Annotated in this window: 18 protein-coding genes; 7 read left to right on the forward strand and 11 right to left on the reverse strand. The window is 63.1% G+C overall.

Annotation, left to right across the window (positions count from 1 at the left end):
* Positions 1–68: 68 nt before the first annotated feature.
* The 9 genes from K3F48_RS22455 to K3F48_RS25055 all read right to left on the reverse strand — a co-directional run bounded on the left by K3F48_RS22455 (position 69) and on the right by K3F48_RS25055 (position 7,026).
* Positions 69–323 carry a hypothetical protein gene (locus K3F48_RS22455; RefSeq protein WP_222577675.1) on the reverse strand — a complete coding sequence of 85 codons (255 nt, stop codon included), beginning with the start codon at positions 321–323 and terminating at the stop codon, positions 69–71.
* The gene (locus K3F48_RS22460; RefSeq protein ID WP_222577676.1) at positions 320–652 is read right to left on the reverse strand and encodes a hypothetical protein; all 333 of its coding nucleotides are present in this window, start codon (positions 650–652) and stop codon (positions 320–322) included. The genes K3F48_RS22455 and K3F48_RS22460 overlap by 4 nt, the downstream gene beginning before the upstream one ends.
* A 233-nt stretch (positions 653–885) precedes the next feature.
* Complete coding sequence (locus tag K3F48_RS22465; protein WP_222577677.1) at positions 886–1,305, reverse strand: transcriptional regulator; 420 nt, start codon at positions 1,303–1,305, stop codon at positions 886–888.
* Complete coding sequence (locus tag K3F48_RS22470) at positions 1,302–1,949, reverse strand: hypothetical protein (RefSeq protein WP_222577678.1); 648 nt, start codon at positions 1,947–1,949, stop codon at positions 1,302–1,304. Before K3F48_RS22470 ends, K3F48_RS22465 begins: the two co-directional genes overlap by 4 nt.
* Positions 1,949–2,770, reverse strand: coding sequence for a hypothetical protein (locus tag K3F48_RS22475; RefSeq protein ID WP_222577679.1), 822 nt, complete (start codon positions 2,768–2,770; stop codon positions 1,949–1,951). The genes K3F48_RS22470 and K3F48_RS22475 overlap by 1 nt, the downstream gene beginning before the upstream one ends.
* Positions 2,770–3,543: an AAA family ATPase gene (locus K3F48_RS22480; protein WP_222577680.1), complete on the reverse strand. Its 774-nt coding sequence runs from the start codon at positions 3,541–3,543 to the stop codon at positions 2,770–2,772. The genes K3F48_RS22475 and K3F48_RS22480 overlap by 1 nt, the downstream gene beginning before the upstream one ends.
* Before the next feature lie 69 nt (positions 3,544–3,612).
* Positions 3,613–5,757, reverse strand: coding sequence for a DDE-type integrase/transposase/recombinase (locus K3F48_RS22485; RefSeq protein ID WP_222577681.1), 2,145 nt, complete (start codon positions 5,755–5,757; stop codon positions 3,613–3,615).
* Positions 5,757–6,617: a ParB N-terminal domain-containing protein gene (locus K3F48_RS22490; RefSeq protein WP_222577682.1), complete on the reverse strand. Its 861-nt coding sequence runs from the start codon at positions 6,615–6,617 to the stop codon at positions 5,757–5,759. The genes K3F48_RS22485 and K3F48_RS22490 overlap by 1 nt, the downstream gene beginning before the upstream one ends.
* Before the next feature lie 61 nt (positions 6,618–6,678).
* Positions 6,679–7,026, reverse strand: a complete 348-nt coding sequence (locus tag K3F48_RS25055; RefSeq protein ID WP_370631476.1) for a helix-turn-helix domain-containing protein — start codon at positions 7,024–7,026, stop codon at positions 6,679–6,681.
* Between the two features lie 108 nt (positions 7,027–7,134).
* On the opposite strand from K3F48_RS25055, the gene K3F48_RS22500 reads away from it, so the two are divergent.
* The 4 genes from K3F48_RS22500 (at position 7,135) to K3F48_RS22515 (ending at position 10,014) form a co-directional block, all read left to right on the forward strand.
* A complete protein-coding gene (locus K3F48_RS22500) occupies positions 7,135–7,815 on the forward strand; it encodes a LexA family transcriptional regulator (protein ID WP_222577684.1) in 681 nt (226 codons plus the stop codon).
* 13 nt (positions 7,816–7,828) lie between these two features.
* Positions 7,829–8,320 carry a hypothetical protein gene (locus tag K3F48_RS22505; RefSeq protein WP_222577685.1) on the forward strand — a complete coding sequence of 164 codons (492 nt, stop codon included), beginning with the start codon at positions 7,829–7,831 and terminating at the stop codon, positions 8,318–8,320.
* 854 nt (positions 8,321–9,174) lie between these two features.
* Positions 9,175–9,369, forward strand: a complete 195-nt coding sequence (locus tag K3F48_RS22510) for a hypothetical protein (RefSeq protein ID WP_222577686.1) — start codon at positions 9,175–9,177, stop codon at positions 9,367–9,369.
* Between the two features lie 81 nt (positions 9,370–9,450).
* Entirely contained in the window at positions 9,451–10,014 is a 564-nt protein-coding gene (locus tag K3F48_RS22515) for a hypothetical protein (RefSeq protein ID WP_222577687.1), read from the forward strand.
* A gap of 114 nt (positions 10,015–10,128) precedes the next feature.
* On the opposite strand, the gene K3F48_RS22520 is transcribed toward K3F48_RS22515, so the two are convergent.
* The gene (locus K3F48_RS22520) at positions 10,129–10,851 is read right to left on the reverse strand and encodes a hypothetical protein (RefSeq protein WP_222577688.1); all 723 of its coding nucleotides are present in this window, start codon (positions 10,849–10,851) and stop codon (positions 10,129–10,131) included.
* Between the two features lie 137 nt (positions 10,852–10,988).
* Positions 10,989–11,843, reverse strand: coding sequence for a right-handed parallel beta-helix repeat-containing protein (locus K3F48_RS22525; protein WP_222577689.1), 855 nt, complete (start codon positions 11,841–11,843; stop codon positions 10,989–10,991).
* Positions 11,844–12,005: 162 nt separating this feature from the next.
* Here K3F48_RS22525 and K3F48_RS22530 point away from each other — a divergent pair, with 162 nt between their 5' ends.
* The 3 genes from K3F48_RS22530 (at position 12,006) to K3F48_RS22540 (ending at position 14,483) form a co-directional block, all read left to right on the forward strand.
* Positions 12,006–12,257, forward strand: coding sequence for an AlpA family transcriptional regulator (locus tag K3F48_RS22530; protein WP_142864621.1), 252 nt, complete (start codon positions 12,006–12,008; stop codon positions 12,255–12,257).
* A gap of 192 nt (positions 12,258–12,449) precedes the next feature.
* Complete coding sequence (locus tag K3F48_RS22535; RefSeq protein WP_142864620.1) at positions 12,450–12,680, forward strand: hypothetical protein; 231 nt, start codon at positions 12,450–12,452, stop codon at positions 12,678–12,680.
* 96 nt (positions 12,681–12,776) lie between these two features.
* The gene (locus K3F48_RS22540; protein ID WP_222577690.1) at positions 12,777–14,483 is read left to right on the forward strand and encodes a hypothetical protein; all 1,707 of its coding nucleotides are present in this window, start codon (positions 12,777–12,779) and stop codon (positions 14,481–14,483) included.
* Positions 14,484–14,609: the final 126 nt, after the last annotated feature.

Consider the following 14,609-nt stretch of genomic DNA (forward strand, 5'->3'; position numbering starts at 1 on the left):
CGTGATGCTGTAGGCGTAATGCTCGGCGACGACCTGCAGCACATCGGCGACGGTGACGACGGGATCGCTCATGACGCCGCGCCTCCTTCGTCCTTCAAACTATCGTCCCAATGCATCTGCAGCTCCTCCGCGACGTATTTCGTGTCCTGGATGTGCACCTCCGCCGTCGACACGATCGACTCGTCCACGTCGCCCCAGATCATGGCGATCTCGGCATGCAGGTTCGCGATCTTCTCCAGGCGGTCGAGAGTCGCGCGCCGCGCGCGCGCTGCGGTCCATTTGCGCCAGTTGAGCGGCCTCGCTGTGATGGCGATCTCTCTCATGACGCTGCGCCTCCTCGCATCGCCTCATTGCGGGCGATCTCGCGCTCGAGCACGGCGACGAGATCGATGATCCGCCCCGCGCGCACGCCCTCGCGAATGGCGATGTCGCGCGCGAAGTGCTCGGAGAAGCTCTGCGCGCCGAGCCATCGGCGCGCGGCGGCGAGCTGCTGCTGCCGCTCGTCGCACTCCTCGGCGATGCTGTAGAGCTGCTCGGCGACCGCGCTGGCCATCGCCGACGAGAGCCGCATATCGCCGTTCTCGACGCAGCGCATGAGCGTCGCCAGTTCGCGCAGGTCGTAGGCGAGGCCGGAGGGGGAGGCGTCAGCCATGCGCGCCTCCATCATTGTTTCGAGCCTTCATTCGCAGAGACGATAGATGTCCGATCAGAGAGAGGACACTGCTCGTCGTGCTGTCCACGCGGGACGCGATTTCCAAATATCTCTGTTTGAGGTCTGCGTCGTCTGTCTCGCCCGGGTCTGGAATTAGGAGAGATAGAACCTCTAGATGTTTGATCGTCATGAAGATTGTGCGGTCGATCTCATTTTCATGCTCTTTTGATCGCTTATCCATTCGCCCCTCCCTCGCTCTTGATCCGCGAATGGGCGCAGCCGCCGCGGCAGGCGTGAAACAGCGCCGTGCGCGTCGCCGATGTGCCGATGTGCCGCTTCTTCTGCTCGGCGAGACAGCGGTCGCGGCCGATCTCGCCCAGCACAGGGCATTCGACCAGCTCGCCCATGAAGGCGCCGCGCACCTTTGCTTCCACCTTGCCCCAATCGCCCTTGTAGCTGCCGCGGCAGACAGAGGAGACGACAGCGGTGGAATAGTCGATGCGCTTGGCGACAGCTGTCGCGCTGGTGCGGTTGGCCATCGTGGCGAGCGTCTCGATCCAGTCGGGAAGCACGGCGCCGAACGCCTCTCGAGCATTGGCGAGAAAGTCGACGTCCTTTCGAGACGAAGTGTTAAGGTTAACGGCGGCGCTCATGAACGCGGCTCCTCTGCGATCGTCTCGCCGACGACGCGCGATTTGTTGGGATCGAAGACGATCGATGCGGCGAAGACCTTCGGCGCCAGCGGCCCGGTGTCGGCGGCCTTCTGCAGGCGGAAGGTTCCCGCCTTGGCGCCGGCCTTCCCGCGCATGCCGGGCGGCGCCTTCTCGCCCTTCTTGTAGGGCTCGATGACGGCCACCACGCCGGCCTTGATCAGGCGCCGCACATAGGTCTCGGCCGTCCGCTCCTTCACCGGCGTCTCCTCGGTTGAGCCGGCTGCCGCCAGCTCGGAGATGGTGAAGCTCGGCAGCGTGCGCATGGCGCGCCAGAGCTGCTGCTGCACGCGACCGCGCTGCCCCGTGAAGGCCTCGCGCCGCATCACCGGCGCGAGGCGCGACGGCTTGGCGATGCGATAGACGTCGGCGCGCGTGTAGCCGATGTTGCGCTGGCTCACCTTCTTGATGACGCCCTCGGCGATCAGGAAGCGCGCATAGGTCTTGACCGCCGCGTAAGTGACGCCCTCGGAGCAGAGCGCGACATCGCGGATGGTGAAGCCCTTGCCGTCGAGCTGGCGCATCACATTCCAGTAATGCTCGGGGCCGCGCGGCAGGGAGATGTCGATCTGGAAGGGACGCTGCATCAGGCCCTCCCTTTGTTTTGAGCGTCGTAGAACTCCTTCGTCAGCTGCCAGTAGTTCAATCCGAGCAGCTTGTTGAACGACACGAACACGATAAAGTTGACTATCGCCGCCCAGCCGTTGAAGCCCTGCCACTCCTCGTGCGACAGGCGCCAATGCACTTCCTGCGCTTCGCGCTTTCCACCCATGATGAGTGGCCTCACGACGTCCAGCAGCCTCGCATCGCCGTAGCCGACGTTTTCTTGATGAAAGTCGATCAAGACAAGGTCGATCATAAAGTCGAAATTGTCTCGGCCAGTGTTGCTCAGCAGATGCATCCAGATGTGGAGCGCGATCTCCTGCTGCCGCGCGAGTTCAAACTTCGTTTCTGGCAGGTCCACAATGTGGGTCGCACAATCAAGAAAATTGCCCTTCAGGTCGGCTTTGGCGGCGACTATGAGTGAATCTGTCCTGATCTTTCTACCAGCCCATGTCCGGCCGATCATTTTGCGGAGCGTCGGAAGTCGCTCGCCATAAATCGGGGTGAACTGGTCCTTGAGCACGGAGAGATAATAGGCGAGCCTTTGCCCCCGCGCCGCCGCATTATGCTTTGCGACCTCCTCCGCGTTCATCGCGCCGACGCGCAGCTCGCACTCTTCGGCGAGCAGCTTGTCGCGGCGATAATGCGCGAAATAATGCAGATCGCGACCGGCCTCCTGGCGCAGCACTTTGAAGACGGCCTCGTGGCACGCCGGGCACTGCATTTGCCAGCGGGCGCAGTCGTCGTAGACGAGCTTTTCGGCGTCGAACATCTCGTCGAGAAGGGCTGAGAGAGCGGTCTTCATCAGACCCTCCCGGCGACGATGCGCAGCCGGCCCGTGCGCGCCTTGGGCGCTTCGCCCGTGTAGACCGCGCCGCGATAGCCTGCCTTGTCGATCGAGGTCGCGCCGGCGTTGCGCGCCCATTCGCGCGCATTGTTGAGCGAGACGACGATGCGCCGCGCGCGGCCGTCGCCCTTCAGCCGGATGTCGTCGAGCAGATCATCGGCGATGGCGACGGCGGGCAGAAAAATGTCCGCCAGCTTGCGGCAATCGTCGAGGTCACAAGGCTCGGCGCCGAACCAGGACAGCACGCGATTATGCACGCGCTCGAAGCGGGAGAGCTTCATCGGCAGCTCTTCCTCGCCGATCAGCAGCACGGGCACCTGGGCATGCTCGGCCAGCTCGCGAACGATCTCGATCAACCCCTTGTCGACGAGCTTGTCGGCCTCGTCGATCAGCAACGGGCGATTGCGGTCCTCGGCGAGCAGCTGGATGGCGAGCTGCACGAGATCGGCGGTGGAGCCGCGCGGCTCGGCGATTCCGCCCTCGTGCAATATGGCGCGCACGAAGCTCTTGCGGTTCCAGCTCTCGCCGACCTCGACGCGGATCGCGCCGGTCTTGTTCTGCACATAGATGGCGGCGTAGCTCTTTCCGTAGCCCGAGGGCCCGTGCATCACGCCGAAGTTCGGCAGATGCGGCCCGCGCGCCTGCAGCATGCTCACCAGCGTGTAGAAGCCGGCGACGTTTTTGAGCGCCGCGAGCGTCGGGGGTTTGACAGTTTGCGTTGCGTCTGACATTTTCCACTCGTTGGTTCTGGTCTTGAAATACGGGTCGCCGCGGCAACGGCGGCCCTTTTTCGTGAGGCGTCAACGCAACGCGGCCTCGCCGAAATCCTGGTAGAGTTCGCGCATGGCTCGATATTCCGGGCCGGCCTGATAGGCCCCGAGCCACATCGCATCCTCCGTTGAAACCCTCTCGTTGCGCGCGATGCGCTCCTCGATCTGCAACGCCCTGCGGAACCGCTGCTGCTTCGTTTCGGGGAGCTGCGCGACCCTCGCCGGCGTGATCGGCGCGGCGCCGGCGAGGTCGCTTTCGATCTCCGCCAGCGTGGCGCGCTGCTGCTCGCTCTGCGGCGCCGGCGCGGGCGCTTCGATGGCCGCCTTCGCGGCTTGCAGCGCCGGCGTGCTGTGCGGCTCGCTCGGCTTCGGAAATTCGACCAGCTTGCCGGCCGCGATGGCGGCGTCGCGCACCACGACATCCGCGAAATAGCGCGGGTGGAACTGCTTCATGTCCGCGCGAACCGCCGCGGCCTGCTCCTTCATGTGCTGTTCGCGCGCGGCGCGGGCGTGCGCCACGGCGGCGGCCGGGTCGACGCCCGCCAGCTCCGGGCAGATCGCCTCACCCAGGAACGCGGCGCCATCGGCCGAGAACAGCCACGCATGGCCCATGTCCTCCGGGTCCATGCGCACCAGCACGCGCGTCTCGGGATCCACGTCGGGCGTGAGGTAATAAGAGCCGTCGACGCGCACGCCGCGCTTCGTCACCGTGCGAATGCCGTCGCCGCCAGCGGCTGGCGCGAGCAGCAGATCGAGCGCTCGCACATCATCGCCCTCGATGCGCCGCACCGTGCCGGCGAAGGACGCCGCCATCTGGAAGGGCGTGGCGCCTTCTATGCCGCTGTGCGGGCGGTGGGCATAGCGTCCCGCCGCCCAATCGTCGCAATAGCTCTGCAGTTCCCTGGCGTTCAGCTCGACGCAGAACGCGCCGGCGTCATCCTGGCCGAGGCGCGCCGAGAAGGCCCTGCGCTCCTCGATGACTTTTCGGTCCTTCACGCTATGACCGATGAATCCCGGCAGCAGCGGACAGAGATCGCGCTGGAATGTGCCCACCGCGCGCTCGATATGGCCCTTCTGCTCAGGGCTGAACGGATCCGACAGCTCCACTTCGATCTCCAGCGCCTTGAACAGGCGCTGAGTCGCCTTCGCGGTGAAGTCCGAGCCATTATCCGTCTTCACTCGCTCCGGGACGCCCCAAGCGATGATAGCGCGGCGCATCAGCAGCGCGACGGCGTCGGCGCGCGGCGTGCGGCTCACATAGACGATGAGGCGGCGAGAGAAGATGTCGACGCAGAGGTAGACGGCGTGGCGCCCGTCGACGCAGAGCGCATCGGCCGGCGAGGCGTCGATCATCCACAATTCGTTGAGGCGCTCGACGGCGTGAGAGTTCGTGCCGGAGAGGCGATATTTGCTTTTATATGCGTCTGGATTGGTGATCTTGATGAGGAGGACCTTATCCTCGCTCGTGATCTTCGCCCGCATGCGCTGCACGGTGCGGATAGAGACCTTCACATCCGGGAACCGCTTCTCGACCGCCTTCAGCAGATGATCGGAGGAGAGATGCGGCTGCTTGGCGATCGCGGCGGTGAGGAACGCGCGCACCTTTCCCTCTCCGCCGCGATCCAACGCGCCCTTACCCCGACGCGCGGCGCCCTTGTCGACGCCGAGCCCTGATATTCCTCGGCGCTTCGTCTCGCGCCAGCGCGCCAGCGTGCGCCGCGAGAGCTTCGGCACGGCGGCCCGCACGCCCGGCTCGACCTCGATCTGGCCGAGATTGTAGAGCGCGGCGAAAGTGCGATCGGCCATCACGCGCGAGAGCTGCGCGCCCTTCGCATAGCGATCGGCGGCGGCGAGCAGCGTGAGGCGCGCGTCGCGATTGTCGAGCGCGATGAGCGTGAGCTGCTTCTTCTGCTCTTCGACGGCCGCGGCGGCGGCGTCCTCGGCCGGCAGCGCCACCTCGCCGATGGCGCGGGCGGCATAGGCGGCGAGCGCCGCCGCCGGCAGCAGATCGATCGAATATTCGAGGCCTCCGCCCCGGCCCCTACGTAGCCGGACCTTATCCGTGCGCAAGAGCCAGCCCTCGCGCTCGGCATAGTCGAGCCATCCCTGCTTGGTCGCAGGCAGGCCCGGCAGGCCGAGAGCAGCGAGCTCGGGGGCGGAGAGCCAGTCGCGCATCAGTCGCCCAGCGCCTCGGCGCGCTTCTTGGTGATTTCGGCGCCGATGGATCTGAGAAAGTTCGCCTTGGTCGGCTTGCTGGCCCTTTCCCAGCTATCCAGCAGCGCCGCGAGCACACGCGCCTGCGGGTCGACGGTGACGGGCTTGGCGAGACCGGCGGCGATCTTCGCTTGCCCGATGGTCTTGGCCTCGCCGGATTTGATGAGGGTCGCGAGGGCGCGCTGTTGCTCCGGCGTCTCTTCCGCCAGCTGAATCAGCTCGCTTTGATTTCGTTCGAGGGGAGTGCCTCGGATGGCGGCGATGGCCTCGGCGTCCAGACGACGAGCGAAGGCAATCGCCTGCTGTATCGCTCGCTCGGAATAGCCGGTCCGATTTGCCGCGTCCTCGGTGAACCGCTCCGAAAAATCAATTCGAAAAGATTGCGAATTGATTTTCTCTCGAAATTTCGTGCTTTTGCGATCTCCGCCCCGGCCGAGCGCCGACATGCGCTTCTGCTCGTAGACCTCCTTGCGCTCGAGCAAAAAGAGCGCCCGGTCGAGCGCATTCAGTTCGTGGCGGGCGATATTCTCGTCGATCTCGACCAGCCGCGCCTCGAGCGGGTCGAGGTCTCTGATCAGCACATGCTTGTCGACCGTCAGTTCTTTCCAGCCAATTGATCGCAAGGCCGCTTCTCGGTGGCCGCCGACCACCAGGATGTAAGGCAGGCCTTCGCCTTCCTCGGGCGAGCGCGGACGGACGACGATCGGCTGCGAAAGACCTTGCAGCTCGATGGACGCAGCGATCAGCTCGACGTGCGGCGGATTGATGGGCCTGAGCCGATTGCTGGCATCGATCTCGTCTAGGCGGATGGTCTCTGTCATTTCGGCCTCTGAAATCGGTTCGAACGGACTCGGGGCACGCGGACGCCGGGTTAACCAAAGGTTAAGCTGCGGTTTGCCGAGGGCTCGACGCGGAGGAGTGGCGCGGGCTAGGTTCCAAGCGCGGCCGCGGGCGCGGCAAGGGCGTTTTGGAGATCAATTTGCCGTCCTCGTCGAACCACTGCGGCCACAGGGTCGAGGCGGAAACGCCGAGAAATTCCGCGACCGCCAGATTTGCGCGCGGATGCGGCGTGATCATCGCCCAATACACGGAATGCCGACTGAGCCCGACGCTCCTGGCGATTCCCGCCAGAGTCGAGCCGCGCTTGCGCACTTCCGCGAGAATGTCCGCGCGGTGCCAGCCGCAGGCGGGCGAGTTCTGGGGTTCCAAACCGCGACTCCCTGAGAGCAAACCAATGTTGGTTGATCTTGAGCGCGGCGGCGTCGGATGTCAACCAATGTTGGTCCATTCCCTATGAAAAAGGCGCCCGACGCCGACCTGGCCGACTTCGCGGAGCGCGTGAATACGCTGCTCGCGCCCTATGGAAGCATCGCCAAAGCATCGAAAGCGCTGGGGATTCCGGCGAGCACGCTCAGTCGATTGCGGCGCGGAATCAATGAGCCGACCTCGGAGTCTCTGCTCTCGCTGGCGAAGGCGCTCAACGTCTCGATGGAGTATCTGGTGGGGCTTTCCGATGAGCCGATTCCCTCATCGCCGTCGCTTTCGGGACAAGCGGGAGACGTTTCCGCTTTCACGCGCGTACCAAGGTTGGATGTGCGTGCGGCGGCCGGAGGCGGCGCGGTCAATCATGCGACCAGCGTCGAGACCTATCTGGCGTTCCCACGTTGGATGCTGGAACGGCTCGCGCCGTCCGGCTCCAAGCTGACGTTCTTGCGGGCGCTCGGCGACAGCATGGAGCCGACGATCATCGACGGCGCGCTGATGCTGGTTATCGAGAATGTCGGCGATATGCGCCTGCCTCAGCGGGCGCCGAAACGGCGTCACGTCTGGGAAGCGGTCGACATCTATGTATTCCTGCTCGACGGCGAGACGCGCGTGAAGCGCCTGAGAAACGCGGCGCAGGGCGCCGTCTTAATCATCAGCGACAATCCGGCCTATGACCTCGAAGTGCTCTTGAAGGAGGATTTGAACCGGCTGGCAATCTGTGGTCGAGTGATATGGTGGGACAATCGTTTGTAGGGGTTTCGGTTACATGCGCCGCGCTCTTTCTTTTTTCGCGACTCTGCTTTGCGGCGCTTCGGCGCTTGCCGATCCACCAGCAGCATGGAAAGCGCAAAATTTATCTTCTTCCGAGGAGAGAAGGTGGATCGAGAAAGTCTCGAACCATCGCACGAGGGACGGCGTGACCGTCATGGACACACTGAAGTTCGCCGAGCAGATGCGGCCACGTAGCTTTAAATTCGGAAGAATGCAGGTCGTTTACAACGGAGCATCAGGTGAACCGGATGGGGTAGTTGTCGATTATTTCATAGGATTGAAGAGAGCCGATGCCGACGCATTTTCGATGTTGTTTTCGATCGAGAGAAAAGGCTCGGATATTTCCTTGGTGTTTCCAAGAAATGAGTTCGGATATCAGACTCCCGCCGAGGCCGTGGAGGCCGGGCGCGATAATCTACTACGCATGATCGATGACGACTACGACACTTGGTGCATCGAGCACCCCTCGCTCAGACGGCTCTGCTAAGACATGGCGCGGACATCGAAGCTCGTGCTCCTCCTGTTAGCGGCTTGGGTGTTATCCTGGTCAGCGTCGGCCGAGTCGTGCTCCGGCTGCGGTTGCCGCGGCGGACCCGGCTATCGCGGCCCCGATGGACGCTGCGTCGGAGCCGCCCAACTGCGGCACATCTGCGGTGATCCGCCCGAGACCAAGTGTAAGAAGGAAGGCGGCGCCGGCGTCGTCCACGAGCAATGCCGCGGCTGCGGCTGCAAGGGCGGTCCCGGCTATCGCGAGTTCGCCACCGGCGACTGCGTCGGCCACCGCGACCTCGACCGCAAATGTGGCAACCCGCCAGACACCCGCTGCCGGTTCGAAGGCGCACCGAGCAACTCGCGCAGTTGACTGTTCGCTCCGCCTCCGCGATCTCGGCCGCCGCGCCGGAGCCCTAGGAACATCGGGGCTTTTCGCCATGTCCAGATGACGAAGCCTCCGGCGGCTCGCTGGACAGTTGCCGTCGACCCTGGCCGACGCCCTTGCAGTATTCCTTGGCTTTCTCCGCCCGCGGCGCCGCCGAGCGCCGCGGGTCAGTGCCATTTGATCTGTCGCGACAGATCGGCCATGATGATCACGCCGCCGCCCGGCCTCGCCCAGTTTCTCTAGGGCCATCCCACGTAATCCCGGCCATTCCCGGCAACTCCCGCCTGTGCCATCCGATCTGTCGCGTCACATGACGTGTGACGCGACAGATCGGATGGCGGAAGCGGGAGTTCCACTTTCAACAGAACCTTTGGACCATGGACCGGATTGTCGTCAAACCTGACGCAGCGCGGGAACGGGCGCTACTCCGCGCTCGTTAGTCTCGAAAAACATCCGAGGCCGCCATGGTCAGAGTCGAGCTGGAGCGAAAAAACGCCGAGGTCATTCTCGATATCCTCGAACACCGCCTCGAGACCATCCATCAGCTCGAGGGCACGCACGACGCGAGCCTCGACGAGCATCTCCGGCGCGAAAAGGACGCCATCGTCCCGACCATCGTGGCGCTCGAAGCCTGCCTGAAAGCGGCTCCCCGCCAGTAGATTCGCACGCCCTCCCTCCCCTCGCCGCCTCCCGACGCCCTAGATGAGGGAGAAAAGGCGTTTCGCCCCAGGGAGGTGACCATGTCGTCCGACAATGATGGCGGCGATGTCCGCGAGGCGGTCGGGGTGTTCGACTCGGCCGACGCGCTGCAAGACGCGATCGACGAGCTGCAGAGCTCGGGATTCGATCGCGCCGACATCAGCCTGATGACCAGCGAGCATGTCGTCGAAGCCAAGCTCGGCCATCGCTATCAGAAGGTCTCCGAGCTGGAGGATGACGCCAATGTCCCCCGCGCCTCTTATGTCGCGCCCGAATCGATCGGCGAGGCGCAGGGCGCGCTGGTCGGCGGGCTGTTCTATATCGGCGCCATCGGCGCGGCGGGGCTGATTTTCGCGAGCGGCGGCTCGATGGCGGCGGCGATCCTCGCCGCGAGCGCGGCCGGCGGCGCCGGCGGCCTGCTCGGCGCCGTGCTCGGCAAGCTGATCGGCGACCGCCATGCACAGACCTTGCAGGAGCAGCTGGACCGCGGCGGACTGCTGCTGTGGGTTCGCACATGGGACGACGCGCGCGAGAAGCGCGCCGTCGATATTATGACGAAGCACTCGGGCCATGACGTGCATGTGCATGGGCTGCGCGGCGCCTGAGAGCCGTTTCCGATCCGAATGGATCGAAAACGGCTCCGGCTTTTGATTTGGAGCGAATTCTGATCGATCGAACGATTCGGTTCGATCGGAAAGCGCTCTAAAGCCGCGCGCTCCTCAGCTCGGCTTCGATTCGCGCCGCTTCTCCATATGCGAGGTCCACCACAGCGACGCGCCGACGAAGCCGACGAAGACGATCCCGATCACCAGCACCGTCATCATCAGCGCCGACTGCTGGATCCAGGCGACGAGCGGAACGGCCACCGCCAGAATGACGCCGACGACGCAGATCTGCCAGGCCTCGGCGTGAATGCCGGCGAGGACCGTGGCGAGCGCCAGAATCGCCATCAGCGTGAGGCCGGCGGCGTTGGTGTTCATCACGTCCCGCACCTGCGGCAGATAGACCACGTACATGGTGAGCAGAACGGCGAACCAATGCGCCGCCTGCGTCCACACGAGCCTCACGCGCTCCTCGCGCGTGTCGGCGTGGCGCCAGCCCGCATGAATGCAGGTGACGCAATAGACCGGCGCCAGCGCCTCCCAATAGAGCGGCGTCAGCTCGCCGGTGAAGGTCGCCGCGCCAATGCCGACGAAGGCCGCGGCGAGCATGATGAAATAGGGCAGATCGACCTTCAGCACCCGCAGGAACAGGACCGGCGGCGGCTGCGTCACCGTCTCCTCGATCTCCTCGATCTCGTGCTCGATCTCATGCTCGACCTTCTGGATCCCGTGCTCGACCTTCTCGATCCAGCTCTCCTCGGAGGCCGGCTTGGCCTCGTCCTGCGGCGGCTTCGCGCCGGGCGCGCCGTCGCGCGGGATCGGCGGGCGGTCATTGCTCATGGGCGGCTCTCCCCTTTCGCAGGGCCGGCGGCTGTTCCGACAGCGGTCGAGAGGCGCCGCCGATCGCGCGCAGACCATGCCCAAAGGCGCGGCGGACGTCAATTTGAAGCCGCCGCGTCCTCAGCCGCGTCCTGCGCTCACTGCGTCCCGACCATGGCCATGGCGCCCTGCACATTGGTGACATTGTCGCGAATCGTATTGTTGCCGGCGCTCTCTAGGGTCGGAGTGGCGCCGAAGCGAACAACTCCCGTCTTGTTCTCGGTGACGAAGGAATGGGCGAGGACGACCTTGCTGTTCGAGGCGGCGGAAATTCCGATCTCGCTGTTGGAGACGGAGCTTTCGGTGATGGACACGTGATTGCTCCAGCCGACCTCGACCCCGACCCATTTCGCATTGCTGACCGAGACGCGATCGATTCGCCCATTTGCGGCCGAAGCTCCGTTCGCCGGCGCGGCCATCGCCGAGACGCCGGCCCAGCCGAGATCGGTCAGCACGGTGTCCTCGATCAGAAATTTCGTCACGGCGGTCGGAACCAGCAGAATCCCGGAACCGAAGAACTCCCGCAGGATGCAGCGCTGGATGGTCAGCGATCCGACGGAGGTCACTCTCACGCCATTGGGAGCGGCCCCCTTATAGCCGTCGATCGAGAGGCCGACGATGCGCACGGAATCAGCGGCGCCGGCGCTGACGGTGATGGCGTCGGCGTTGACCGTCTGAACGACGCCCGCGCCCTCGACGCCGGTGATGGTGATCGCCTTGCCGATGGCGAAGGGGCCGTAATTGCCGGGCGTGAGCGCCTTGACCTCGCCGCCGCCGGAGGTCTGGCCGATTGCATAGGAGAAGGTTCGGCAGGCCTCGGCCGACGTGACGCAGGTCCCGGCATCCGTCCCCGAGGCGGAGACGAAAGTGACCTTCGACACCGCGAGCGCGGGAGCGACGAAGGCGAAAGGAAGCGCGGCGCAGAGCGCGGCGCGCAGGGTTCGCTCGAACATGGGAGCCTCTCTCGGATCGGATGACGCCGCAGCGCCGATGAACCGAAGCTCTAGAGAAGAGGCGAGCGCGCGGATGTGCGCCGGAGCACGATGCGCGCTCATGCAGAAACCGCCACTCGTGCGCTTTGCTGCGTGCTGTGACGGCTCACAGAGAGATCGTTCATGTCATCTAATCAGCCTACCCAGAACTTGCTCGATAGCTCGGTTATCCTCGATCCGGTGATCGCAGGACTGCCGCGACTGTTGAGCGTCCAGGAAACCATCCGTGTTCTCGGGATCGGTCGGACCAAGTTTTACCAGATGATCGAATCCGGTGAAGCGCCGCCGAACCTCGTGATCGGCGGGAAGCGATTGTTCGCCGTCGACGACGTGGCGAATTGGATCAATGCAAAGAAGCGCCAGAGCGCTGCCTAATCCGAAAGGTAATATATGAATCCCCTCGATAAGTAGCGTCTCGAAGTCTCTGACTATTTCGACGCTGTAGGCCTCCAGCGTAACGCGAGCAAGTTACATGCTGCCTTGCCGGCGATCGTCGAGGCCAGCGCTAAGTTGATTGCGGCGACGATCATTGCCGACTCGATCGGCGCGCATAAGGAGCAATAGAAGATGGCATTACCACATTTTGAAAATGTCTTCGCGTCCAGTGTCAAGACAATCGACCGTCACCTTGGTGTCGGCTATGCGAAGAATCACCCGGACCTGTTGGGCGCGCTCTTGGTGGCCGAGGCCATCAACGCAAGCAGCGAGGCCATCGAAGACATTCTTCGCGATATCCATTCTTCGATGGAGGAATTGTCGACGCGGTTGCCCGGTTCATTGTCCGACGACCGCGACTGACAAAAAAAGCGCGCGAAAGAGCATCAATCTTTCGCTCGCCGAGAAACTTCAACCTACGCCTCGAGAGGGCTTCTACCGACAGGGAAATTATAACCTATGTCAGTGCCTGAGTTCAACGAAAATGTGCTGAATGCCAGCGAAAATCAGGATCATCCTACTTCAGACATGCTGTCAGCGTTCAACGATGCAGTGAGCTTTTTCGACAATTTGACGGATGACGAAGCGGACAGCTTCGAAACTGAAGGCGCTCCGGTCGCATCAGATACGTTCTTTGGCTACCCGATCGCGGTGCCAGGGTTTCACGCGATCGAACTCGCCGACGATTGGTCGGATGACTTCCTCAACCGCGAGACAGTCGTCATGCGCGCACCTCAAGCGATGTGGGGCGCGGATTCCGAATGGAAGCATCCGCACAAGGGACATATCGGCTGGGTTCCGCAACGCGTCACATGGCGTGAGCTGATCAATTATTTCGATGATCCATACGTGTCGCCGAACAAGAACGGTCATATGATCATGTTCGGCGAGGTTGCGCCGGCGGCCGGTAAGACCACGATTGCGCGTAAGAAGGCGAGCGTAAAGCGCCTCAACGCTGTCGTGCTCGATCTGGACGCTGGACAGCCCGAAGAGGAAATCTTCCCGCCGCTTTTGAAGTCCGGATTGAACTTCGTCTATTACACGAGCCATTCGAACGGTAAGGCCCGCACGAAGATCGATCTGAAGGCGCTTCGCGAATATGTGAAGTCGCCGAATGGCGTCCCATATAACCCGTCGCTTGCCGATGTGAAGCGCTATCTCGCCAATGAACTGAAGCTTCATCCGATGATTGTCGAGAGCGCTTCGATTGTGAAGGTCGACACGATCGGCGCTTTCGACGACAAGCCGACGAAGGACCCGCTTCAGGTCGAGCTTGCTCACTCTCCGATCCACAAGTGTCGGATCATCCTTCCGCTTGCGACTGAATACGTCATTCCGGACGAACCTGACGAAGCATTCGCGGCAATGAACGACTTCAAGGCGGTCGTGGATCACCTCGCTGGAAAGTTGGGCTTCTGGTTCGATAGCACAAGCGGACAGGTGGGGCGCGCGTTCTATGGAGCGCGCTGTAAGTCCTATGACCGCTATCGGGCCGTAGTTGGTGGGTCGTCGCTGTTGGTCCTTCCTGCTTGCACGGATGAGATGCGCGAGGCCGCAGGCTTCAAGAATCAGGAAAAGCGAAAGAAGGCACTGGCGGAACGTCAGGCGCGTCGTAGTGATAAGCAGCTCGACGGAATCCCAGATACAACCAAGTTCATGCGCCGCCACGCTGACGACTTCGACGGAATCGGATGGCTCAACGCGATCGATTGGGAGACGCGCGGCGAGGTTCGGGAAGGTAAGGTATCGATCCGGTGTCCGAACGAAACTCAGCACTCCGATCACCCGAACGTCAATGATGCGGGCTGTGTCGCGATCAATCCCGGATCACATTACAAGAACGGTGCGTTTCTGATCACCTGTCAGCACGCCCACTGCCGTCATTTCGAGACGCGCGACTTTCTGACAATGGTCTGTGAAGAGGTCATCGAGGCGACGGTCGATAGCGACTTGCCAGCACTCGAAAATTTCGTGACGGAGGAATCTGAAAGCGGCACCTCCGCAGGCGGCAAGCCGAATCGCGCGAAGCTGAAGAAGCTTCTCGGGAAGAAGCCGTTCGCGGTGAACGAGTATGACTGGATCGAATACGACGAAATCCAAAAGAACGGAAAGGACGTGAAGACCTATCCCGTTTGTCGAGCGTTCGATGTTCTCGACATGGCTTGATGATTCCGACGGAAGGCGCCCCCCTAAAACGAGATGAAGGCGCCCCCCATAACGGAATGATGGCGCCCCCCGATTACGAGATGATCGCGCCCCCCTGTAACGGAATGATCCCGCCCGGGTGATTTC

The organism is Methylosinus sp. Sm6, assembly GCF_019802345.1.
Classification (GTDB): Bacteria; Pseudomonadota; Alphaproteobacteria; order Rhizobiales; family Beijerinckiaceae; genus Methylosinus.

Excerpts from the sequence above, each read along its gene's own strand:
- K3F48_RS22465 (WP_222577677.1), bottom strand. The coding sequence starts at position 1,305 with ATGAGCGCCGCCGTTAACCTTAACACTTCGTCTCGAAAGGACGTCGAC.
- K3F48_RS22470 (WP_222577678.1), bottom strand. The coding sequence starts at position 1,949 with ATGCAGCGTCCCTTCCAGATCGACATCTCCCTGCCGCGCGGCCCCGAG.
- K3F48_RS22505 (WP_222577685.1), top strand. The coding sequence starts at position 7,829 with ATGCGCCGCGCTCTTTCTTTTTTCGCGACTCTGCTTTGCGGCGCTTCG.
- K3F48_RS22485 (WP_222577681.1), bottom strand. The coding sequence starts at position 5,757 with ATGCGCGACTGGCTCTCCGCCCCCGAGCTCGCTGCTCTCGGCCTGCCG.
- K3F48_RS22460 (WP_222577676.1), bottom strand. The coding sequence starts at position 652 with ATGGCTGACGCCTCCCCCTCCGGCCTCGCCTACGACCTGCGCGAACTG.
- K3F48_RS22535 (WP_142864620.1), top strand. The coding sequence starts at position 12,450 with ATGGCATTACCACATTTTGAAAATGTCTTCGCGTCCAGTGTCAAGACA.
- K3F48_RS22525 (WP_222577689.1), bottom strand. The coding sequence starts at position 11,843 with ATGTTCGAGCGAACCCTGCGCGCCGCGCTCTGCGCCGCGCTTCCTTTC.
- K3F48_RS22480 (WP_222577680.1), bottom strand. The coding sequence starts at position 3,543 with ATGTCAGACGCAACGCAAACTGTCAAACCCCCGACGCTCGCGGCGCTC.
- K3F48_RS22520 (WP_222577688.1), bottom strand. The coding sequence starts at position 10,851 with ATGAGCAATGACCGCCCGCCGATCCCGCGCGACGGCGCGCCCGGCGCG.
- K3F48_RS22540 (WP_222577690.1), top strand. The coding sequence starts at position 12,777 with ATGTCAGTGCCTGAGTTCAACGAAAATGTGCTGAATGCCAGCGAAAAT.
- K3F48_RS22515 (WP_222577687.1), top strand. The coding sequence starts at position 9,451 with ATGTCGTCCGACAATGATGGCGGCGATGTCCGCGAGGCGGTCGGGGTG.
- K3F48_RS22475 (WP_222577679.1), bottom strand. The coding sequence starts at position 2,770 with ATGAAGACCGCTCTCTCAGCCCTTCTCGACGAGATGTTCGACGCCGAA.
- K3F48_RS22530 (WP_142864621.1), top strand. The coding sequence starts at position 12,006 with ATGTCATCTAATCAGCCTACCCAGAACTTGCTCGATAGCTCGGTTATC.
- K3F48_RS22455 (WP_222577675.1), bottom strand. The coding sequence starts at position 323 with ATGAGAGAGATCGCCATCACAGCGAGGCCGCTCAACTGGCGCAAATGG.
- K3F48_RS22490 (WP_222577682.1), bottom strand. The coding sequence starts at position 6,617 with ATGACAGAGACCATCCGCCTAGACGAGATCGATGCCAGCAATCGGCTC.
- K3F48_RS22510 (WP_222577686.1), top strand. The coding sequence starts at position 9,175 with ATGGTCAGAGTCGAGCTGGAGCGAAAAAACGCCGAGGTCATTCTCGAT.